Below are 20970 nucleotides of genomic sequence, written 5' to 3'. Positions count from 1 at the left end.
GGTTATCGCCATGACGGCCATTGAACTGAAGAGTTCCTGCCATTCAAAAAACGCATGGCGGTCATAAAGACCGCCATCTTGTCGAAATATCAAAAGCCTGTTTATCCCTGCTGGCGCTCCAGCACCAGCAGCGGGTCAATACGGGTATCAAACCAGTTCATGCCCCAGTGCAGATGCGGGCCGGTGGCACGGCCGGTCGCGCCTACCTCACCGATCACATCCCCCTGCGCCACGCGATCGCCCACCGCCACATCCAGCTTTGACAGATGCAGGAAGTTGGAGCTGATACCGTAGCCATGATCGATCAGCACCGTGCCCCCGGTCAGATACAGATCCGGGTTGGCAAAGGTCACGATGCCGCCAGCGGGTGCCTTGACCGGCGTGCCGGTCGCGGCCGCGATATCCATGCCCGAATGCGCCGAGCCGGGCGTGCCGTTATAGACGCGCTGATTGCCAAAGCGCCCGCTGATTCGCCCCTTCACCGGCCAGATAAAGTCCTCGGCGAAGTCGGTGATCCGCTCGTCGCGGGTGCGCGCCTGGCTGACGCCGGCCTGCTCACGACGAATGCGCTCGGCGATCTCCGGCGGCGGTGACACGGTCTTTGGCGGCACGCCGTTAATGCGCTCGACGGGGAAATCGCGCTCGGTGACCCGAATGCCGACCGTGCGCGCCTGCCCGCCCGGCGGCGTCACACTTACTTCACTGGTGCCTTCGGCCTCGCGACCGATACCAAACACCACCGTGCCGTAGTCGGTCACGCCCAGCGTGCGCCCGGCATGGGTCACCTGACTGCCGGGCGGCACCCGACCGATCACCATGCTGCCCTGCTGAACCTGCTCGGGAAAGACGATGGGCACCGGCGTCTCGGCGATGGCGGGCTGGGCCATGAAGGCGGCAGTCATCACCAGGGCCGGCAGCAGCTTCGACAGGGCGCGTCGCAGAGCGGTTATCGACATCGTGGCATCAAGGGACATGGCATCACTCGCTTTTAAAAAATTGTCAGGCAGGCAGCATATAGGGGAGATAAACGATCAGCGCAATCAGGGCCAGATGCCCGGGATACCAGGACAGCCACAGCCAGCGCGGCATGCGCATAACGCCGGGTATCCAGCGCGCCAGACCCGCGGCGATTACCAGTACCACCAGCGTGGTCGAAAACGCCACGGTCTTGCTGATCGTATAGATGTTGAGCTGGGCCGTGATCAAAAGGATCGGCACGCCGGCAAGCCAGGCCCAGATGCGCGCCACGCCGTGATCAAAGTGCTGATAACACGCCATCGCCAGCATGAATCCCGGCACCATCAAAAGGCCAAAGCGGCCGTACTCCAGCAATGGCCCCACGGTGTACCAGACGATCAGAGAAAGCGCCACGCCCGCGGCCGTGATGACCCGGGCACGACCCTCTCCGGGCGGTGACACGAGAAGCTGACGCAGCCAGGCGCCCCACACCAGCCCAAAGGCCAGCGTAAAGCACACGTTGATCACCAGCACGCTGGAGTAGCGCGGCATCAGCATATAGGGTAGCTGGGCGATTAGACCGATGATCAGGATGCGGCGCGCATAGCGCATGGGATTGCGGGTATCGAAAAGCCCGTGCCAGGCCACCATGGCGGCAAACAGCGGAAACGCGACCCGCCCGATGGTGGAACTGGCCCAGCCGAACTGCCAGGAGAGTTCGTTGGACAGCGCATAGCGCACCACGTGATCCACGGTCATCGAGATCAGGGCCAGCCATTTGCCCCAGTCCGTCCAGCGGGACAGAACGGCTCTGCGCCCCGATGTCCCGACACCGGCGGTTGATTCGGTCATGCGCGCTCCATCATTTGGTCAGGTTGGCAGAAGTGACACCACAGGCCGCGAATGGCGCGGCACCAATCCACAGGACAACTCGGAGGCAGTCCATGCCCTCCCCTCTCAGGACCGTGATCATCGGCTTCGGGCTGGTCGGGCGCGTTTTCCATGCGCCCCTGATTCGACACACCCACGGCATGACGCTTGGCGGCGTGGTTTCCAGTCGGCCTGACGACGTTCACGCCGAACTGCCCGACATCGAGGTCTATCCGGCCGCCGAACAGGCCCTGGGTGACCCGACGGTCGATCTGATCGTCATCGCCACGCCCAACGATACCCATGCAGACCTTGCCGTGGCAGCGCTCGAGGCCGGCAAGCATGTGGTCATCGACAAGCCCGTGGCGCTTGACGGTGAAGAGCTTGAACGTATCACGGCCTGCGCCCGCCATCATGACAGAGTTTTCAGCGTCTTCCAGAACCGCCGGTGGGACGCGGACTTTCTGACCCTCAAGGCGTTGCTGGACACCGACCGCCTGGGGTCGGTGACCCGCTGTCATATGCACTTTGATCGCTTTCGCCCTGAAGTACGCGACCGCTGGCGCGAGCGCCCCGGCCCCGGCAGCGGCGCCTGGTATGATCTGGGCGCGCATCTGGCCGATCAGGCGCTCACGCTGTTCGGCACGCCACAGGCCGTCTACTCCGACCTGGCCACGCTGCGCCCCGGCGGCGGCGCGGTGGATTATTTCCATGTGCTGCTGCGCTATGACCATCACCGGGTGGTGCTCTCAAGCCACGCCCTGAGCGCCTGTAACAGCCTGCGCTACGCCGTCGACGGGACCCGCGCCTCGTATATCAAGCATGGCATCGATACCCAGGAGCAGACCCTGCGCGACGGCGGTACCCCGGGCCAGCCCGGCTGGGGCGAAGACCCGGTGCGCGGGGTGCTGTATCAGGGCGAGACCGGCGAGCAGGAGAGCATCAACAACGCCCGCGGCGACTACCGCGCCTACTACGACAATCTCGTTGCACACCTGAACGGCGAGGCGGACCTTGCGGTCACCCCCGAGCAGGCGCTTGAGGTGATGCGCGTGATCGACGCCGCCCACGAGAGCAGCGCCAGCGGGCGCGAAGTGTCGCTTGACTAGCGCGAACGCCCGGCCGAGCCCGGCGCCGAGATGAGCCGATGGCGCTGGGCCTTTTGCGGCTCGCTCTCCATGCGGTTGAGCACCTCGGCCTCATACTCCACCGAGTGGCCGCCGCCGTAGGCGGTGTCATGGCCGCTCATCAGGGCCACGTAGCCATCTCGCGCCACATCGGCCGGGGCAAACTTCTCCATCGCGCCCACTTCGGTCTCATCCTGACCGGCGCGGTGGAAGAAGTTGGTCTCGGTCGGCCCGGGCAGCAGCAGCGTCATCTGCACCCCGCTGCCCTGGATCTCGTTGCGCACCGCGTAGAAAAACGAATTGATAAACGCCTTGGAAGCGCCATAGACGGCCTCAAACGGAATCGGCGTGGTGCCCGAGATGGAGGATGTCAGCAAAAGCTTCCCTTCGCCGCGCTCGACCATGGCCGGCAGCAGCCGCTTGGTGAGCTGCACCGTTGACATCACGTTGATCTGGATCAGCGAGAACTCGTCTTCAAGGGCGGTGCCATTCACAAAGGCGCCGCCCAGCCCCACACCCGCATTGAGCGCGGCGGCATCGAGCGTGCGACCGCTGTCGATCACGGCCTGATGGACCTTATCGACCTCATCAGACCGGGTCAGATCGGCGGCGCAGGTGGTCACCGAAACGCCATAGCCTTCCAGCAGCTTGCGCGTCTCCTCCAGATGGCTGCCCCGGGAGACGATCAACAGGTCATGACCGTCATTGGCAAAACATTTGGCCAGTTCCAGACCGATGCCGTTGGTGGCACCGGTCACCAGTGCGAACGTCCTGTTCGATGTCGTCATCCCTGTCTCCTCTTGTCCTTTTCTCTAACTACGTATGTCTTCGCGGCCACGCGTTTACGTGCCGCAGAAGGTACGAAATACGGCTTCGTCGGGTCCGGCCGGCAGCGTCCAGGCTTCCCGCCCGGGCTGTTCGTCAAACGGCCGGGCGAGAATCTCGCGCAGCGTCTCGAACGGCTCGAAGTTGCCCTCGGCGGCCGCACTCAGCGCCTGCTCGACCTGGTGGTTGCGCGGGATGTAGAGCGGGTTGACCGCATGCATGTGACGCGCGATCTCGTCACCATCGGCCCCCTCGCGGGTTAGACGCTGACGCCAGCGCGACAGCCAGTCGCGAATGTCGGCGTCCTGTTCAAAGAGCGCCAGCAGCGACGCATCGCCATCCTCACCGCGGGCGCACTCGCCGAGCTGACGAAACGTCAGGGTAAAGTCGGCACGCCCGACGCGCATGGCCTCCTGCAGGGCCTCGATCAGCTCCTGATCATTGTCTTCTTCATGATGTCGAAGACCGATCTTGTCACGCATGACCGCAAGCCAGGCCGTGTGGTACTGCTCGGAGAAGCCCTGCACCACCTCGGTGGCCCGCTCGATGGCGCGCTGCTCGTCCTCATCGAACAGCGGCAGCATCGCCTCGCCCAGACGCGCCATGTTCCACTGCAAAATCACCGGCTGATTGACGTAGGCGTAGCGCCCGCCGGTATCGATCGAGCTGAACACCGTGCCCGGGTCATACCGCTCCATGAACGCACACGGGCCAAAGTCGATGGTCTCGCCGGCAATCGAGGTGTTGTCGGTGTTCATCACGCCGTGAATGAAGCCCACGCCCATCCAGCGCGCCACCAGCTCGGCCTGACGCTGCTGGATCGCTTTCAAAAGCGCCAGATAGCGATCCTGCTCGGGCGTCTCAAGCAGCTCGGGGTAGTGGCGCTCGATCACGTGATCGGCCAGCGTTTTGACAGCCTCAAAGTCGTGGCGCGAGCCGAAGTACTGAAAGGTGCCGACCCGGATATGGCTCGAGGCCACCCGCGTGAGCACCGCACCGGGCTCGGGCATGCGCCGCATGACCCGCTCACCGGTGGTCACCGCCGCCAGCGCCCGCGTGGTAGGGATGCCCATGACGTGCATCGCCTCGCTGAGCAGATACTCGCGCAGCACCGGCCCCAGCGGCGCGCGGCCATCGCCGCCGCGGGAAAATGGCGTGCGGCCGCTGCCCTTGAGCTGGATATCCCGCAGCCGCCCGTCGCGGTCGGTCACCTCGCCCAGCAGTACCGCCCGGCCATCACCCAGCCGCGGCGAGAAGCCGCCGAACTGGTGGCCGGCGTAGGCCTGAGCGACCGGCTCGGCGCCCTCGGGCACCTCGTTGCCGGAAAACCAGTCGGTCGCCTGTTGTTCATCAAAGGCGGAGAGATCAAAGCCCAGCGTCTCGGCAAGCGGTCGGTTAAACGCGACCAGCTCGGGCTTTTCAACCATTACCGGGGTGAAGGGCTCATAAAAATGCGAGGGCAGTTGCGAATAGCGCAGGGTAAAGGTCGGAAACATGGTGACTCCAGCGGCAAACGCCGCGTATTGATGAAATGATCCGTCCGAACAGGAAAGGGTAGAACATCACCAACGCAAGGGCCCGGCGCTCCCTTCGGAGGCCGGGCCCTGAACACGCCGGTCAAAACGCCGGGATCAGTCGTTTTGCTTCATGGCGCGGACCATCTGATCAACGTTGAAGCGAAACATCTCGGCGTAGGTCGCGGCCGGGCCGTCGGCATCGGAGAGCGCCTCCACGTAGAGTTCGCCGCCCGGCTCGGCGCCCGCGGCATTGGCGATCTGCTCGACCAGGCGCGGGTCGTTGGAGTTTTCAAAGAAGTAGCTGCCGATATGTTCCTCCTTCATCTGGGTGATCAGCGCAGCCACATCGCGGGCCGAGGCCTCGCTGTCGGTGGTCGTCCCCAGCGGTGACAGAAAGGTCACCCCATAGCGGTCGCCGAAATAGCCGAAGGCGTCATGGGAGGTCAGGATCCGGCGCTGCGCTTCGGGAACGCCCTCGATCTGCTCACGGGCGTAGTCATCCAGCGACTCGAGCTCTTCCTTGTAGGCATCGCCGTTGGCACGGTACGCGTCAGCCCCGGCCGGGTCCGCCTCGGACAGCGCCGCCACGATGTTATCAACCCACACTTCGACATTGGCCGGGCTGTTCCAGACGTGCGGGTCGGGGCCGTCATGATGGTGGTGATGGCCGCCGCCGTGCGCCTCGTCATGCCCGTGGTCATCATCTGCATGGTGATCACTGTCATGACCATGCCCCTCACCGTGACCGTGGCCCTCGCCGTGATCGTGGCCTTCATCACCCATCTCGCGGGTATGGATGTTCTCGGAGACCACCACCGGCGCCCCCTTGAAACCGGAGGTCGCAATCAGCCGCCCCATCCAGCCTTCAAGGCCGAGCCCGCTCATGAACACCACGTCGGCGTCGCGCACCCGGCGCACATCGCTGGGGGTAGGCTCGTAGGCGTGCGGGTCGCCGTTGGTGCCGATCAGACTCGAGACTTCAACGCGGTCACCGCCGACTTCACTGACCACATCGGCCAGAATGGTAAAAGAGGCCACCGCCTTGACCTCGGCGGCCTGCGCCACCGCGGCCGACAGCGGTGACAGTGCCAGCATTGCAGCCCCGGCCCACCAGATTCTGACGTTCATGCTTGTTCTCCTTTTGACAGTGACAACGCCGGACCAGGGTCTGTCTGAAAAGTCGGTGAGCGAAGACAAGACAAGGCAAAAACTGGCGAAGAAACGGAGTTTACGAGGTGTAAATGAGTATTCTGAGCCAATTTTTAACACCGTATTGTCGAGCGCAGGCACTTCTCAGACAGAGCCTACCCGGCCAGATGCGGCCGTGACAGCCGCTGGCGCACGATGCCCAGCCGCCCGAACAGAAACGACAGCAGATAGATCCCGCTGGCCGAGAGCACAATCGTCGGCCCCGAGGCCACGCCGGTATGAAAGGAGATATTGAGCCCGATGATGCCGGCCAGAAAGGCCACCAGCATGGCGCTGAACATCATGCCCGGCAGACTCACCGCCCAGAACCGCGCCGCCACGGCCGGCAGCATCATCAGCCCCACCGCCATCAGCGTGCCCAGCGACTGAAAACCGGCGACCAGATTAAGCACCACCAGCAGCAAAAAGAGCACGTGGTAGAGATGCCCGCGCCCGCCGACGGCGCGTAAAAAGCCCGGGTCAAAGCACTCCATGACCAGCGGTCGATAGATCAGCGCCAGCAGAATCAGCGTCAGCGAGGAGATACCGGCGATCAGATAGAGCGCGTCCTGATCGATGGCCAGAATCGTGCCAAAGAGCACGTGCAGCAGATCCACGCTTGAGCCCTTGAGCGAGACGATCAACACGCCCGCGGCCAGCGAGGTGAGATAGAAACTGGCAAAGCTTGCGTCTTCCCGCACCGCCGTCGTGCGGCTGACAAGCCCCGACAGCAGCGCCACGGCCAATCCCACGATCAGACCACCCAGCCCCATCGCCGGCAGCGACAGCCCCGCGACCAGAAAGCCAACCGCGGCCCCCGGCAGCACGGCGTGGCTCATGGCGTCACCGACCAGACTCATGCGTCTGAGCATCAACAAAACGCCCACCGGCCCCGATCCCAGCCCCAGTGCCATGCAGGCGACCAGCGCCCGGCGCATGAAGCCGAAATCGACAAAGGGGGCGAGCGTGGCGTCATAGATCATCGAAGGAAGGTTCATGCCTGCTCCTCGTGAATCGCACAGGTATGGGCATCCTCGTGCCAGGACTCTTCCATCATGTTGGCCCGACGCAGGTTGTGAGGCTGCAGCACCGACTCGGTCGGCCCCCAGGCGATCGCCTCGCGGGCCATTAAAAGCGTCTGCGGGAAGCACTGACGCACCTGGGACATGTCGTGCAGCACCGCAATGACGGTGCGGCCGTGCTCGTGCCAGTGACGAATCAGCGCCAGCAGGTCACGGGTGGTGCGCTCATCGATGGCGTTGAAGGGTTCATCCAGCAAGATGACCGGCGCATCCTGCAGCAGCAGCCGGGCAAACAGCACGCGCTGGAACTGACCGGAGGAGAGCTCGCTGATGCGGCGCTGTTCGAAACCACTCAGCCCAACCTTGTCGAGCGCCTCGAGCGCGCGGGTGACGTCCCGGCGCTTCATGCCGCCGAACACGCCCAGGCGGTGCCAGTCCCCCATGGCCACGGTATCGAACACGCTCAAGGGGAAGCTGCGATCGACCTCGGCGGCCTGGGGCAGATAGCCGTAGCGGCTGGCCGCCATGCCGGCCCGGTCGATGCGCCCTTCCGAGGCGGCCATGGTGCCGGTCAGCGCCTTGATCAGAGTGGACTTGCCGGCGCCGTTGGGGCCGATGATGGCGGTCAGACTGCCGGCCTCGAAACTGCCGGTTACGTGATGCACGGCCGGATGGCGCTGGTAGGTGACCGTCAGGTTGTCCAGATGAATGGGGGCGCCCCGAGTGTCCGGGCCACTCATGGGACGGCCACCGCCCAGTGCACCATGGTCCAGAGCCCGACCAGACCCACGGCGGCCAGCAGCAGCCGCCAGCCCACCGAAGACGCCAGAACGGAGCGTCGGCAGCGGCGCATGACATGATCATCGCGCGAGCGTGCAGCGCCCGGCGAATCATCCATAGAAGATAAGTGACGAGACACGATGTGATTCCATGACGACAGGATGCGGGGCGGATAACCGCCCGGCATCCGGGGATGTTATAAAGTATCATTGCATGCGAAACACAACAGCGCAATCGCTCTGCGCCACGTGAACACACCCTGTGAGTGCATCGGCTCAGGGCGCCCGTGTCGGCCTGCTCAAGAGATGCCCCTTCGGGCCGTCAGCCGGCAGAGCCATCGCCCGGGCACCTCAAGTGTCAGTCCTCGATGCGCGCCAGCAGCCGCTGCCCGCGATGTGACCGGCGGGTCCGCCGCAAGCCGGCCGAGGCCACCTTCCACCCCACGATCCTTGCCGCCCCTACAACCATGCCACTGGCAGCGCCCCACAAAATGGCCTGGCGCCACTCGATATCCTCTCGATCGGGATTGACGGGCGGCTCGAAAACGCCGTAGCGAAAGCTTTTTTTCATGGCCTGACGCATCAGTACGCCCGTAACGCCCGCCGTCGCGGTGCCCACAATGGTCCAGAAGGTATGAGGTTTCATGGCAGTATTCCGTTCAAGTGATCAGTGACAGCCCTTCAAGCCTGGCCGATCCCCTTTGATGCCACCACCTGATCGCGGCATTTGTGCGCCCGCATTCTTTTACGATATTCACGAACGTTAATGGCATACACATGATACTTCGGCGCATGGGTCTATTTGCGACGGTAAAAAAGAGGTTGGGGTATGAAGGCATGAGGGAATATTGGATCTACAGGATCATTGGCGCCCAGGCCCGCCAGAGTGTTTGATGTTCAAGCGCCCCCGGCGCAGCTGAGCCGGCAGATGCGATTATGAAAGGGAAGTCATCAGTTTACCGACATTGTAAATCAGTCCGAAGATCGCCACGGCAAGAAGAAAGAGCGATGAGAGTATGTCGATATGGGTGCTGTACCGTGCCGAGAACAGACTTCTTACGGTAAAAATGTACAGGGATAGAATGGCGATATCCAGCACAATCCATATGATGGATAACGTCATGATGCTGGTGGAGAAATCCTGCGTGATGGCAATAAACTGCGGGAACAGGGATGCGAAGAACAGAATATCCTTGGGATTGGAAATGCCCACCAAAAAACCGCCTCTGAACCCACTTCTGGCAGATTGTCTCTGTGGTGCGCCCGGAGACTCGTTCGTAAAGCTGATCAGGCTGCAAAGGGCTTCCCAGCCAATATATAAAGATCCGGCAATACCCAACACATAGAGAGCGTTGGAAGAAATGGACACGACGCCGGCCAGCATCAATGCCGCCAGGGCAATCAGCACCAGAGACGCCAGATTGGTCCCCACCACCGTCAGAAGCGCCTGTCGACTACCGTGGCGTGCGGCCGTGCCGGTGATCAGAGCGACAACAGGCCCGGGGGTCAGCAATAGCATCAGGATAGCCAGCACATAGGTGCCAAGAAGCGCCAGGTTCATTGTTGATTATCCTCGTCTCTTATTAGAAGTGGGCAGGACTCAAGAGCAGGCGTCCCGGGCTCTCTAAGCTGATATTGCTTCCATTCAAGATTGTCAGCGTCGTCGTAAAATCCCAGCGCGTCAGAGATGTGGCCGTCATTGTAGGCCTGGCTACGCTTTCGAATCTGATTCCTTACCCTGACGCCCTTGAGGCTTTTCTGACTTGCCACCACGTCGAAGTGGCTCCTGGGGTTGTTATTGTCCTGCCAGATTCCTGCAGGGTCTTGCAGAACGAGCATTCAAACATCACGATCAGAGGGCTGAAGAGCCTGTCTTCAATGGATGTGTGTTCGACAAACTCAACATACCGTTTCATGCAATTGACAATATCCGTTTCCATATTGTCATCGCCAATAAATGAAAACAGTGTGGTACCGGATCGAAAGGCGCAACGACCGAATAGACAGGGAAATGCCTTGTCGGTCAGCGACTGTTTAATATCGTGACAACCATCAACACGCCAATCATGCTCACCGATTCCAACACAACTCTTCGATATTATTTTCAGACTGCCTTGTTTAAATACTTCTCCATCATTTAATAGTGCATCAAACATCAAGTTTTCTTTATTTCGGAACCGGCATTTGGTGCATTATCAAAAGTGACTATCAAGTTGAAAAACGAAAAAAGCTGCGATTGAATGTGAGTAAAACTCAAAGTGGAAAATTGCCGTGGCTCTACCACCCCTGTATGCACTGCGCGCGTTTGAGGCGGCAGCCCGACTGGGCTCTTTCAGCAAAGCGGCAGACGATCTGAACGTTACAGCCGGTGCGGTCAGTCGGCATATTCGCACCATGGAGTCGTGGTGTGGATGTGAACTCTTCAGGCGACACGGGCCACGGGTACAGATTACTGATGCCGGCAGGGTGCTGGCGGATCAATTGACGGAAGGCTTTGAGCGCATCGAGCAGGCCTGCCATTCATTTCGTGGCGGAAACCGGGCATTGCGCCTCAAGGCGCCCTCGACCCTGACGATGCGATGGTTACTGGATGTGCTCAATGGGTTTCGTGAGGTTTACTCAACGCCTGTGGTAGAAGCATCAAGCGTCTGGATGGATACTGATACGGTGGATTTCAGTAAAGAGCCTTACGACTGCGCCATATTATTGGGCGATGGTCATTTTGGCACCGGGACTGAAAGCCGTTTATTGTTTGAAGAATGGCTTATTCCTGTTTGTTCACCCAAAATTATCGATCGCGTAATTAACAGCATTCATTCTTGCGACATAATTCATCCATCCCCTGACCGCCGTGACTGGAGACGGTGGCTGAAGCGGACGTCCATGTTTCCCGACTTCAATATTCATCAGGGAAAAGTATTCGATACTCTCGAGCAAGGGAATATGGCAGCCATCAGCGGATACGGCGTTTCAGTTGGGGATCTGTATTTAAGCATGGATGCTATCAATACAGGTTTATTGATGCTGCCATTTGATCAGGCAGTGGCCACCGGTGATGGCTATTATCTTGTCTGGCCAACAGGCTCACCCGGTAAAAAAAATATCGACCTGCTTTATCAATGGCTTTTAAAAAACTCCCCTTGTTCCATACCGCAGGAAATCGAATGTCTGCGTTAAATGCAGTCAACTGACAAACCTGCATCATGGGCTCATGGACAGCCCCGCCGCTGTCGCGCACCATCCAGTAATTCCCTTGCCGACCCACAGGACCTTTCATGAGCGAACAGCCCCCCGTCATCTTCGAACCCGAACAGACACCAGCCACCGCCGTGGTCATCATCCTGCACGGACTGGGCGCCAGCGCGCACGATTTCGACCCGCTCATCCCGGCGCTGTCGCTGCCAGCCGATCTGGCGGTGCGCTTTGTCTCCCCCCACGCCCCCGTGCTGCCGGTCACCGTCAACAACGGCATGGCCATGCCGGCCTGGTATGACATCACCAGCATGGCACTGGAGCGCGAGATCGATGAAGACCAGCTCAGGGACTCGGCGAAGCGCATTCAACGCCTGATCGATGAGCAGATCGCCAGCGGCATCGACAGCCGCCGCATCGTGCTGGCCGGCTTCTCCCAGGGCGGCGCGGTCGCCTATGAAGCGGCGCTGACCTATCCCGAACCGCTGGCCGGGGTGCTGGCCATGTCGACCTACTTTGCCACCGCCGAAAGCATCGATACGGACGCCGCCAACCGCGACACGCCCATCGAGATCCACCACGGCACCCAGGACCCGATCGTCGATGAGACACTCGCCCAGCGCGCCGCGCAGCGCCTGACCGACATGGGCTACGACGTGGAGTACCGTACCTGGCCGATGGCCCATACCATCAGCGCCGATCAGGTCCCGGCGATTCGTGAGTGGCTGCTGGCGCGACTGGGTCAATAAGGTCTTCCCGCCCGTACGGATGAGGACCTTCAACCGCGCGGCGCCGGAAGACAGGCAATGGCTTTCATGCCAAGCATCAGAAAACCCATGCCTGCCATGCCGGGGCGCTTAAACACGGCGCCGACAGGGCTGATCGCCTTTTACGGCACGGATATGAGACGGCGCCGGCGTCATCCTTGGGACATCGCTTTCATCGTCTCCCAAGGTGTCGACATGTCCTTTGCCCAGTCTTCGATCATCGAACCCGCCAGCGGTCGTCCGGCGGATGCCTGCGTCATTTTCCTGCACGGTCAGGGCGGCAGCGGTTATGACTTCGAACCGCTGTTCCATGCCCTCGCCCTGCCGGCCAACAGCGCCGTGCGCTTCGTGCTGCCCGGCGCGCCGATTCGCCAGCTGGAATGCCGTGAAGGCGCGCGTGCCAGCGCCTGGTATGACGCCGCCCCCGGCGAGGTTGTCAGCGGCCACGCCCAGCAGCAGATGGTCGACGCCGTGCGTCAGGTCGAGATGCGCATCGACAGCGCGCTGGCCGACGGCATTGATGCCAGCCGCATCATTCTGGGCGGCTTTGGTCAGGGCGCGGATATCGCCGCCCACACCGCTCTGGGCTATCGCAAGGGGCTGGGCGGACTGATGATGCTCTCCACCGCGCTGGGCGCGATGCCGTCCACCACCCATAACGCCAACCGGCATCTGCTGATCACCATGCATCACGGTCGCCAGGACCCGGTCATCGGTGAAGCGGCCGCCCGTCAGCGCAGTGAAGCGTTTATCCGCATGGGCTACAGCGTCGACTATCACGCCCACGCCATGGGCAACGAATTCTGCGCCGACGAGCTCTCCCAGCTGCGCGCCTGGCTGGTCACGCGGCTGATTCGCACCCGCCTGGTCGCCTGATTCGCGCCGTCCAATGGACGCATGCGATAGCACTTTGATAGCGCCGCCCATTGAGGCGGCGCCTGTCGTTTCAGCCGTCGTCCTGCCCCCGGCCCGCGGCGATCTGCATAAACTGCATCCCATGGCGGGGCGGCCGGGTCGCCAGGCTTGTAGCGACGTATAAAAGCGCCGCGAGTGGCAACCCCCAGAGCCCCGGCGGCAGACCCAGCGGTTTGATGCCGGTGACAAACCCTGCCAGCACCAGTGCGCCGGTGACCACAATACTGACCAGCGCCCCACTTGCCGTGGCGCGGGACCAGAAAAACGCCCCCACGATAGCGGGTACGGCCACTACCAGCCCGCTGGAGGAGGCCACCGACAGCACCGCGATCAGATCCAGACGCAGCTCGGCAAAGCCCAGCGCGATCAGCGCAATCACGGGCATGACCCATTTGCCCAGCCTGAGCTGAGCCTGCTCGCCGGCCTCCCCCGTTGAAGGCGCCCGGATATCGCGCGCGATCATTGAGGCCAGCGTCAGCATGATGGAATCAATCGTCGATACCGCCGCGGCCAGAATGCCCACCATCACGATCACCCCCAGCACCGGCGGCACATGATGAGATGCCAGAAGCGTCGGCGTGGCGAGATCGGCGCTGGCAAGGTCCGGAAAGGCGACCAGCGCCGAAAAGCCCCACAGCACCGACACCAGGGTATAGATCAGGCCAAACACCAGAAAGCCCAGCAGCATGCGCCGCATGGCACCCAGATCCTTTGGCATGAACAGGCGCTGGCTCACCTGCGGGTTGGAGAGACTGAAAAAGAACCACGGCAGGGTCAGGCCCAGAAAGTTGACCAGGCTGAATACGCCGTTGCCCGGCACCACCAGCGACTGCGGATGCTCACGGGCCAGCCGGTCAAAAAGCACGCCGAACCCGCCCAGTTCATGCACGACCAAAAGCGCCACCAGCGTCGAGGCCACGATCATGAAAAGGGCCTGCAGCGAATCGGTCCAGGCCACCGAGCGCATGCCGGCAATGCGCGAGAAGAGAATTGCCAGAATCGTGGCCACGACCACACCGGTCGTAAACGACACGGCGCCACCGCTCATGCCGGAGAGCAGATAGCCCACGCCTGCCAGCTGCACCGAGGCATAGGGAATCAGAAACAGACAGCTGGTCAGCGTCACCGCAATGCTTACGCCGCGGCTCTCGTAGCGATGCCCCAGCATCTCCGCCGGCGTGACAAAGCCGAAGTGGCGTCCCACCGCCCAGAAGCGTGGACCAAAGACCGCCACCAGCGACACCCCGGCAAAGTAGAGAATCTCGAAGCCCAGCGCTCCCACGCCACCGGCGTAGGTCAGCCCGGCCAGCCCCACCATCATGAAGGCGCTGTAGGTGGTCGCGCTGTAGCTCAGCGCCGAGACCACCCCGCCCATCTGGCGATTGCCAAGAAAATAGTCGGCCATGCCGGTGCCTTGGCCCTGCCGCGAGCGCCACGCCACGACAAGCGACACCACCAGATAAAGCCCCACCGCGCTCCAGATCAACGACTCACTCATGCCGGTCGCCCCGGCCGTGCCTGTCTGATGCTCGAAAGTGACGCGTGACCCGCGCATTGATCGCGATGACCAACACGCCCATGACGCTCCAGAGCAGAAAGCTGCCATACCAGGCATGCACCTGCGACAGCAGCGTAAAGGGCACCACAACAGCGATCATGATCAACAGTGCCATGACGCCGACCCAGCGTGACGTGGCCATCTCGTTCCCTCGCGCTTGATGATGAGACGCCAGCATAGCGCGACGCCCTTATGCTCGAAATAAGCAAAAAGCGTAAGATGTGAAAAAAACCGGGCTCATCGGCCCGGTCCTTGAATCAAGCGTCCTGTCAGCGCAGCTGGCTGTCCTTGCTGCCGCGCCGGTTAAAGCCTGACGTCCGGCTGGTATGGCGATCCTCTTCGGCCTGGCAGTTCACACACAATCGAACGCCGGGGACCAGCTCGCGCCGGCGCTCGGGAATGGGCGCCTCACACTCTTCGCAGTGCGTCAGGCTCTCGCCCTGGTTAACCAGATGGCTGCGCGCCCGCGCCACGCCCTCTTCCACGGTATCGTCAATCTGATCCTGTACTGCGCCATCTCGTGTCCAGCCGCCGGCCATGATGCTCTCCCCTGATGCTGAAAAACCGAGCATTGAAGATTTCGCCATTAAAGGCCCTGCCACGCCCGCGTCAGCCAGCCGCCGGCCCGGGCAATCTCTTCCTCATGACTACCAGCATAGCCCAGTACCAGCCCGGCCTGTAGCGCCGTGCCCGTAAAATAACGCGACAGCGGCGAGAGCTGAATGCCCTGGGCGTGGCCTGCCTCGACCAGCGCTTTTTCCTGTAGCGAATTATCAAGCCCGGCCAGCAGATGCATGCCGGCATGGCCGTCGGAGAGCGTGAGCCCCTCAACGGTCGCGGGCTTTAGCGCCTCACGCAGCGCCGCCTGACGAGTGCGATACGCCCGCCGCATGCGCGCCACATGACGGGAAAAATGCCCCTGTTCGATAAACTCGGCCAGTGCCGCCTGAGCCACATACTGCCCCTCCCGGTTGAGCCTGGCGTTGGCGCGTTGAAAGGGCTCGACCAGATCTGATGGCAGCACCAGATACCCGAGCCGCAGTCCCGGATAGAGCACCTTGCTGAAGGTGCCTACATAGATGACCGGGGCCTGATCCACCAGCCCCTGCAGCGAGGCCAGCGGCGGTGAGCTGTAGCGAAACTCGCTGTCGTAATCATCCTCGATGATCCAGGCGCCCTGCGCCCGCGCCGTTTCCAGAAGCGCCAGCCGCCGCGCCAGGCTCAGCGTCACCCCACATGGATATTGATGCGAGGGTGTGACGTAAATCAGCTTTGGCGTCGATCCGTTGGGAGCACGCTGTGGATCGATGCCGCCTGCATCGACCGGCACCGGCACCAGCGACAGCCCCGCCGCCGTCAGCGCCACTTTCGCTCCGCCATAACCGGGCTCCTCGATCCAGGCACGGTCACCGGGGTCGGCCAGCAGCCGCGCGATCAGCTCAAAGCCCTGCTGCGCCCCCTGAGTGATCAGAATCTGATCCGGCGTGCAGCGCACCGACCGCGACAGGCGAAGATAGTCACACAGCGCGATTTTCAGCGCCGCCACCCCGCCGCCGGCCTGATAGGCCAGCCAAGATTCGGGGGCACGCTGCTGATGGCGGCGCAGCAGGCGCTGCCACTGCGCGCGGGGAAAGAGATCCAGCGCCGGAATGCCGGGGGCGAAGGCTCGGTGGCCACCGCCTGACGGGGCGCAGGCCGCCAGCAGGCGATCGCCCCGGCAGGAAAGACCCGCCTCCCGCCGCGCCCCCGGCGCCTGATGTACCGCCTCGGCAAGCGCCAGCCGGGCCACGGACAGCCCCGCACCGGGGCGGGTGACCAACAGGCCTTCCGCCGCGAGCCGGTCCAGCGCGGCCAGTGCCGTGTTGCGCGCGACGCCCAGCTCACGCGCCATTTGTCGGGAAGACGGCAGCGCCTCACCGGCGGCAAGTTCGCCGGTCTCGATCCAGCCGCGCAGGGCGCTATACAGCACCTGACTCAGCCCCGGTTCACGGTCCTGTGACAGGCGAATGGCCAGTGCCTCGATGACCCATGATGCGCGCGCACGTCGGCTCAACCGGTTCTCCTGATTTTCCTGAAACTGGACCTTATGGAAGAACCAGTATGCGGTCACGATGACAGCACGTCACCCACCGCTGGAGTCACCATGTCCGCTATTCGACCTGCCACACTCAATGACCTCGATGCCCTGACTGTACTGCTGGACGGTTATCGAATGTTTTATCAACAGGGCAGTGACGAGGCGGCCTGTCGCACCTTTCTTTATGAGCGTCTTGAGCACGGCGATTCCTGTCTGCTGGTGCACGACACCGGCCACGGCCCGGAAGGCTTCGTGCAGCTCTACCCGGTGTTCTCCACCGTGAGTCTCTCTTCGCGCTGGCTGCTCAATGACCTGTTCGTGGCGCCACATGCGCGTGGGCGTGGTATCGGCCGAGCACTGATGCAGGCCGCCGCCAACCTGGCCCGTGAGCAGGGCGTCACCTCGCTGATGCTGCGCACTCAGACCCACAACCATGCCGCCAAGGCGCTGTATGAAGCGCTGGGCTGGCAGAAGAGTGACGATTTCGACACCTATATGCTCTCCCTGACGGGGGCACGTTCATGACATTACCTCCTGAACCTTCTCCTGCTCCGGTGGGCAACCCGATCGAGGACTGGCAGCCGCCGCCCGTGCCCGGCCCTGAAACGCTTGAAGGACACTACTGCCGGGTCGTGCCTTTGAGCGCGACCGATCACGGTGAGGCACTGTTCAACGCCTGGCAGGCGGACGATGAATCACGCTGGATTTATCTCGGCGGGCGCCCCTTTACTGACCGGAATAGCTGTCTTGAATGGCTTTCGCGTCAGGCGGTGTCCTGCGATCCGATGTTCATGGCGCTTGTGGATCAAGACAGTGACCGAGCACTGGGCGTGGCCGCCTGGCTCAACATTACTCCCGAGCACGGCACGATCGAACTGGGCCATCTGAGCTTTTCCACAAAAATGGCGGGCACTCGAATGGCCACCGAGGCGCTGCATCTGCTGATCGATCACGCTTTTACGCTGGGCTATCGCCGCGTGGCGTGGAAATGTGACGCGCTCAATGCGCCGTCCCGACGCGCCGCCCAAAGGCTTGGTTTCCGTTTTGAAGGTCTGTTTCGACAGCACCGGGTCGTGCAGGGGCGTAATCGCGATACGAGCTGGTTTGCCCTGCTCGACCATGAGTGGCCAGCTATTGCCTGCGCGCACAGGCAGTGGCTGGCACCGGATAATTTTGATGCTCAGGGACGCCAGCAACAGGCACTGTCGAGGCTGACCGCGCGTGTACTGCAGGAGGAATAAGCCATGTACCTGCCCCACCACTTTCAAATGGAAAGCCTCGAAGCGCAGCACGCCCTAATGGCGCACTGTCCGTTCGCCACGCTCGTGACCGTTTCAAGCGCAGGCATCGAGGCCAACCCGCTGCCTTTTCTGCTGGCCCCCCATCAGGGCAAGCACGGCGTTTTAAAAGGTCATATCGCTCGGGCCAATGGGCTCTGGAAAGCACAGCCCGGGGCGGCCATGGCACTCTTCCACGGCCCGCAGGCCTACATCACGCCGAACTGGTATCCGGCCAAACGCGAGCATGGCCGGGTGGTGCCCACCTGGCACTACCTGAGCGTCCAGGCGCACGGCACGCTGCGCTTTATCGAGGACACCGACTGGCTGCGCTCGCATGTCGCCGAGCTGACCGACCGATTTGAGAGCGATCAAACCGCTCCCTGGTCGATCGATGACGCGCCAGCGGCGTACATCGATGGTATGTGCCGGGCCATTGTGGGCATCGAGTTTCATATCGAGCGCCTGGCCGGCAAGCACAAGGCCGCGCAGCACAAGGATGACGCCACACGCCAGGCGGTGCATGAAGGGTTGATGACTGCCGGCTGGGACGAGGGGCGCGCCGGGTGGCTGAGCGGCCAGACAGGCCCTGGACGCAACGCTTGACCATTAATGTCCGAATCGGTGGGCAACGGGTCGTTGCCGACATCGCCAACCGGTCGCAGACTCGTGCTATCCCTCTACGAGAAGTCGGCGATGTCTCATACCCTGGATTTACTGGTCTATCCGGACTGCCAGCTGCTGGATGCCAGCGGCCCCTGGCAGGTATTTGCCTCGGCCAATGAGCTGACAGGCAAGGTCCTTTATCAGCTGCGCCTGCTGGCAGAATCGCCAGGCCCTGTCACCACCAACGCCGGCATGATCCTGCAGGCCACGCACGCGCTGGGCATGACCCCACCCGGCAATACGCTGCTGGTCGCTGGCGGCTCCGGCGTCCATGCCCTTGAGGCGAAAACCATCGAAACCATTGCACAGCGCGCTGCGATCACCCCGCGCGTGGGCGCGATCTGCTCCGGCGCCTTTGCCCTGGCGCGTGCCGGATTGCTTGATGGCCGCCGCGCCACCACCCACTGGCGCCATGCCGAGGCGCTGGCGCTGCAATTCCCGAAGGTACAGGTCGAGGCGGATGCTTTGTATCTGGAAAGCGGTGGCATCTACACCAGCGCCGGCGTGACGGCGGGTATCGACCTGGCTCTCTCGCTGCTGGCAAAGGATCATGGGCTGGTCCTGGCAGGAGAGGTTGCCCGGGAGCTGGTGATGTTTCTGCATCGCCCGGGCAGTCAGGCGCAGTTCAGCGAAGGATTGAAGGCGCAGATGACCCGCCAGGGGCGGCTGCGCCGGCTGGTGGATCGCGTCACCGCCGAGCCCCTCGCCGACTGGCGAATCGATACCATGGCCGAGACAATGGCGGTCACCCCGCGCCATCTGGCGCGATTGTTTCGTCAGGAACTGGCGATGACGCCGGGCGCCTTTCTGACCCGACTGCGGCTGGAGGCCGCCCGGCGCCTGCTGCTGGAAAGTGACACCTCAACCGCCCTGATCGCCGAGCACTGTCGCCTGGGTGGTGGCGAGCAGATGCGTCGTCTGTTTCAGCGTCACTTCGGCCTGCCTCCATCGCTCTATCGGGCACGTTTCGGCTCAGGAGTGGCCTCATGACAGCACAACTCGAACCAGCCCGGCTGCCCGCCACGGTCTGGTGGCTGGCGCTGTGTCAGGCGCTGCTGGTCAGCGGCAATATCATGCTGATCACCATCACTCCGCTGATCGGCGCGCGGCTGGCCCCGGGTGACGGCTGGATCACCCTGCCGGTAGCCGCCCAGATGCTGGGCACAACCTGCGCTACCCTGCCCGCCGGCTGGCTGACGGCGCGCTTTGGGCGGCGGCGTACCTTCATGACGGCCAACCTGGTGGGGCTGGGCGGTATCGCTCTGGCAGCACTGTCGCTGGTGGGGGGAAGCTTTGCCGGTTTCAATCTCGGCGCCTTTGCCATCGGGGCCAGCATTGGTGCCGGGATGCTCTATCGTTTCGCCGCAGTGGATGCAGCGCCCGCCCAGCGTGACCGCGCCCTGTCGATGGTGATGGCCGGCGGGGTGCTGGCGGCCCTGTTCGGCCCCTGGCTTGCCGGCATCTCCCGCAATCTATTGCCAACGCCCTTTCTGGGTACCCTGCTGGGGCTTGCCGGTCTGTATTTTGTCGCGCTTATCATTGTGGCCAACCTCGCCCTGACCGATCCGGTTGCTCGGGGCACCCAGGCCGCACCGGCATCACTGATCACGCTGTTACGACGGCCCGGACTGGCGGCCGCAATTGTTGCCGCGGCGCTGGGCTATACGGTGATGAATCTGGCCATGACCGCCACGCCACTGGCGATGGCCCATCACGGTCACGATTTTGAGGCCACGACCCGGGTGATCAGCATGCATGTGCTGGCCATGTTTGCGCCGAGTTTTGTTACCGGGCATTTGATCCGGCGGTTTGGCCACGTTGCCATGATCATGGCCGGGGCGGTCCTGCTGGCACTGAGCGTGGCCTGCGCGCTGTTGACGCCGGCACTTTACGCCTTTGGCGCGGGGCTGGTGCTGCTGGGTCTGGGCTGGAACTTCACCTTTGTGCCTGCCAGCGCCTGGCTGACGACCACCTATCAGCCCGAGGAGGCCCCGCGGGTGCAGGCGCTTAACGACTGCGTGGTGTTCAGCCTGGTCACGCTCTCGGCGCTGGCGGCAGGACCGTTGAATGCCTGGCTTGGCTGGCAGCAGCTCAACCTCTGGCTGCTGATGCCGGTGATTTTACTGGCGATCGGGGTGACAGTGCTGACCCAATGGACCACCGCCCACCGATAGTCAGTCGAGACGTTCGAAGACATGGCTTTACGAATGTCGCAGGCGGCAGGGGCGTGCAT

Annotated in this window: 25 protein-coding genes; 9 read left to right on the top strand and 16 right to left on the bottom strand. The window is 62.6% G+C overall.

Annotated elements, in window-relative coordinates:
* Positions 1-101: 101 nt before the first annotated feature.
* On the bottom strand, positions 102-974 hold the full coding sequence (locus ACS92L_RS14620) for a M23 family metallopeptidase (RefSeq protein ID WP_438765821.1): 873 nt from the start codon (positions 972-974) through the stop codon (positions 102-104).
* Positions 975-999: 25 nt separating this feature from the next.
* The gene (locus ACS92L_RS14615) at positions 1000-1809 is read right to left on the bottom strand and encodes a TraX family protein (RefSeq protein ID WP_438765819.1); all 810 of its coding nucleotides are present in this window, start codon (positions 1807-1809) and stop codon (positions 1000-1002) included.
* Between the two features lie 92 nt (positions 1810-1901).
* On the opposite strand from ACS92L_RS14615, the gene ACS92L_RS14610 reads away from it, so the two are divergent.
* Entirely contained in the window at positions 1902-2936 is a 1035-nt protein-coding gene (locus ACS92L_RS14610; protein WP_438765817.1) for an oxidoreductase, read from the top strand.
* Here the strand turns inward: ACS92L_RS14610 and ACS92L_RS14605 are convergent.
* The 10 genes from ACS92L_RS14605 to ACS92L_RS14560 all read right to left on the bottom strand — a co-directional run bounded on the left by ACS92L_RS14605 (position 2933) and on the right by ACS92L_RS14560 (position 10441).
* The gene (locus tag ACS92L_RS14605) at positions 2933-3742 is read right to left on the bottom strand and encodes an SDR family NAD(P)-dependent oxidoreductase (protein WP_438765815.1); all 810 of its coding nucleotides are present in this window, start codon (positions 3740-3742) and stop codon (positions 2933-2935) included. The two genes, ACS92L_RS14610 and ACS92L_RS14605, sit on opposite strands and share 4 nt — an antisense overlap.
* 54 nt (positions 3743-3796) lie before the next feature.
* Positions 3797-5275 carry a protein adenylyltransferase SelO gene (locus ACS92L_RS14600; RefSeq protein WP_438765813.1) on the bottom strand — a complete coding sequence of 493 codons (1479 nt, stop codon included), beginning with the start codon at positions 5273-5275 and terminating at the stop codon, positions 3797-3799.
* A gap of 135 nt (positions 5276-5410) precedes the next feature.
* Positions 5411-6424 carry a metal ABC transporter solute-binding protein, Zn/Mn family gene (locus ACS92L_RS14595; protein WP_438765811.1) on the bottom strand — a complete coding sequence of 338 codons (1014 nt, stop codon included), beginning with the start codon at positions 6422-6424 and terminating at the stop codon, positions 5411-5413.
* A gap of 176 nt (positions 6425-6600) precedes the next feature.
* A complete protein-coding gene (locus ACS92L_RS14590; protein ID WP_438765809.1) occupies positions 6601-7482 on the bottom strand; it encodes a metal ABC transporter permease in 882 nt (293 codons plus the stop codon).
* Positions 7479-8246 (bottom strand): metal ABC transporter ATP-binding protein, encoded by a 768-nt coding sequence (locus ACS92L_RS14585; protein WP_438765807.1) that lies wholly within the window; start codon positions 8244-8246, stop codon positions 7479-7481. Before ACS92L_RS14585 ends, ACS92L_RS14590 begins: the two co-directional genes overlap by 4 nt.
* On the bottom strand, positions 8243-8425 hold the full coding sequence (locus ACS92L_RS14580; protein WP_438765805.1) for a hypothetical protein: 183 nt from the start codon (positions 8423-8425) through the stop codon (positions 8243-8245). Before ACS92L_RS14580 ends, ACS92L_RS14585 begins: the two co-directional genes overlap by 4 nt.
* Positions 8426-8643: 218 nt before the next feature.
* Entirely contained in the window at positions 8644-8931 is a 288-nt protein-coding gene (locus ACS92L_RS14575; RefSeq protein WP_438765804.1) for a DUF4235 domain-containing protein, read from the bottom strand.
* A gap of 288 nt (positions 8932-9219) precedes the next feature.
* Entirely contained in the window at positions 9220-9846 is a 627-nt protein-coding gene (locus ACS92L_RS14570) for a LysE family translocator (RefSeq protein ID WP_438765803.1), read from the bottom strand.
* Positions 9843-10124: a YqcI/YcgG family protein gene (locus tag ACS92L_RS14565; protein ID WP_438765802.1), complete on the bottom strand. Its 282-nt coding sequence runs from the start codon at positions 10122-10124 to the stop codon at positions 9843-9845. Before ACS92L_RS14565 ends, ACS92L_RS14570 begins: the two co-directional genes overlap by 4 nt.
* Positions 10019-10441, bottom strand: coding sequence for a YqcI/YcgG family protein (locus ACS92L_RS14560; protein ID WP_438765801.1), 423 nt, complete (start codon positions 10439-10441; stop codon positions 10019-10021). The genes ACS92L_RS14565 and ACS92L_RS14560 overlap by 106 nt, the downstream gene beginning before the upstream one ends.
* A gap of 115 nt (positions 10442-10556) precedes the next feature.
* Between ACS92L_RS14560 and ACS92L_RS14555 the strand changes: the two genes are divergently transcribed.
* The 3 genes from ACS92L_RS14555 to ACS92L_RS14545 all read left to right on the top strand — a co-directional run bounded on the left by ACS92L_RS14555 (position 10557) and on the right by ACS92L_RS14545 (position 13120).
* Positions 10557-11462 (top strand): LysR family transcriptional regulator, encoded by a 906-nt coding sequence (locus ACS92L_RS14555; RefSeq protein WP_438765800.1) that lies wholly within the window; start codon positions 10557-10559, stop codon positions 11460-11462.
* Between the two features lie 98 nt (positions 11463-11560).
* Positions 11561-12226 carry an alpha/beta hydrolase gene (locus ACS92L_RS14550; protein ID WP_438765798.1) on the top strand — a complete coding sequence of 222 codons (666 nt, stop codon included), beginning with the start codon at positions 11561-11563 and terminating at the stop codon, positions 12224-12226.
* A 213-nt stretch (positions 12227-12439) separates the two neighbouring features.
* Positions 12440-13120 carry an alpha/beta hydrolase gene (locus ACS92L_RS14545; protein ID WP_438765797.1) on the top strand — a complete coding sequence of 227 codons (681 nt, stop codon included), beginning with the start codon at positions 12440-12442 and terminating at the stop codon, positions 13118-13120.
* Between the two features lie 70 nt (positions 13121-13190).
* Here the strand turns inward: ACS92L_RS14545 and ACS92L_RS14540 are convergent, their stop codons facing one another.
* From ACS92L_RS14540 to ACS92L_RS14525, 4 genes are all read right to left on the bottom strand, one after another.
* Positions 13191-14657 (bottom strand): sodium:solute symporter family protein, encoded by a 1467-nt coding sequence (locus ACS92L_RS14540; RefSeq protein WP_438765796.1) that lies wholly within the window; start codon positions 14655-14657, stop codon positions 13191-13193.
* Complete coding sequence (locus ACS92L_RS14535) at positions 14650-14859, bottom strand: hypothetical protein (protein WP_438765795.1); 210 nt, start codon at positions 14857-14859, stop codon at positions 14650-14652. The genes ACS92L_RS14540 and ACS92L_RS14535 overlap by 8 nt, the downstream gene beginning before the upstream one ends.
* A gap of 127 nt (positions 14860-14986) precedes the next feature.
* Positions 14987-15256 (bottom strand): DksA/TraR family C4-type zinc finger protein, encoded by a 270-nt coding sequence (locus ACS92L_RS14530; RefSeq protein ID WP_438768495.1) that lies wholly within the window; start codon positions 15254-15256, stop codon positions 14987-14989.
* 47 nt (positions 15257-15303) lie between these two features.
* On the bottom strand, positions 15304-16770 hold the full coding sequence (locus ACS92L_RS14525) for a PLP-dependent aminotransferase family protein (RefSeq protein WP_438765794.1): 1467 nt from the start codon (positions 16768-16770) through the stop codon (positions 15304-15306).
* A gap of 90 nt (positions 16771-16860) precedes the next feature.
* Between ACS92L_RS14525 and ACS92L_RS14520 the strand changes: the two genes are divergently transcribed.
* The 5 genes from ACS92L_RS14520 (at position 16861) to ACS92L_RS14500 (ending at position 20911) form a co-directional block, all read left to right on the top strand.
* Positions 16861-17319, top strand: a complete 459-nt coding sequence (locus ACS92L_RS14520) for a GNAT family N-acetyltransferase (protein WP_438765793.1) — start codon at positions 16861-16863, stop codon at positions 17317-17319.
* Positions 17316-18035 carry a GNAT family N-acetyltransferase gene (locus ACS92L_RS14515; RefSeq protein WP_438765792.1) on the top strand — a complete coding sequence of 240 codons (720 nt, stop codon included), beginning with the start codon at positions 17316-17318 and terminating at the stop codon, positions 18033-18035. The genes ACS92L_RS14520 and ACS92L_RS14515 overlap by 4 nt, the downstream gene beginning before the upstream one ends.
* A gap of 3 nt (positions 18036-18038) precedes the next feature.
* The gene (locus ACS92L_RS14510; protein ID WP_438765790.1) at positions 18039-18677 is read left to right on the top strand and encodes an FMN-binding negative transcriptional regulator; all 639 of its coding nucleotides are present in this window, start codon (positions 18039-18041) and stop codon (positions 18675-18677) included.
* A gap of 90 nt (positions 18678-18767) precedes the next feature.
* Positions 18768-19727, top strand: coding sequence for a GlxA family transcriptional regulator (locus ACS92L_RS14505; protein ID WP_438765789.1), 960 nt, complete (start codon positions 18768-18770; stop codon positions 19725-19727).
* The gene (locus ACS92L_RS14500) at positions 19724-20911 is read left to right on the top strand and encodes an MFS transporter (RefSeq protein WP_438765788.1); all 1188 of its coding nucleotides are present in this window, start codon (positions 19724-19726) and stop codon (positions 20909-20911) included. The genes ACS92L_RS14505 and ACS92L_RS14500 overlap by 4 nt, the downstream gene beginning before the upstream one ends.
* The last annotated feature ends 59 nt before the right edge of the window (positions 20912-20970 follow it).

This window comes from Kushneria halocnemicola, assembly GCF_965650455.1.
Taxonomy (GTDB): Bacteria; Pseudomonadota; Gammaproteobacteria; order Pseudomonadales; family Halomonadaceae; genus Kushneria.
This window is presented reverse-complemented; position numbering and strand designations above follow the sequence as displayed.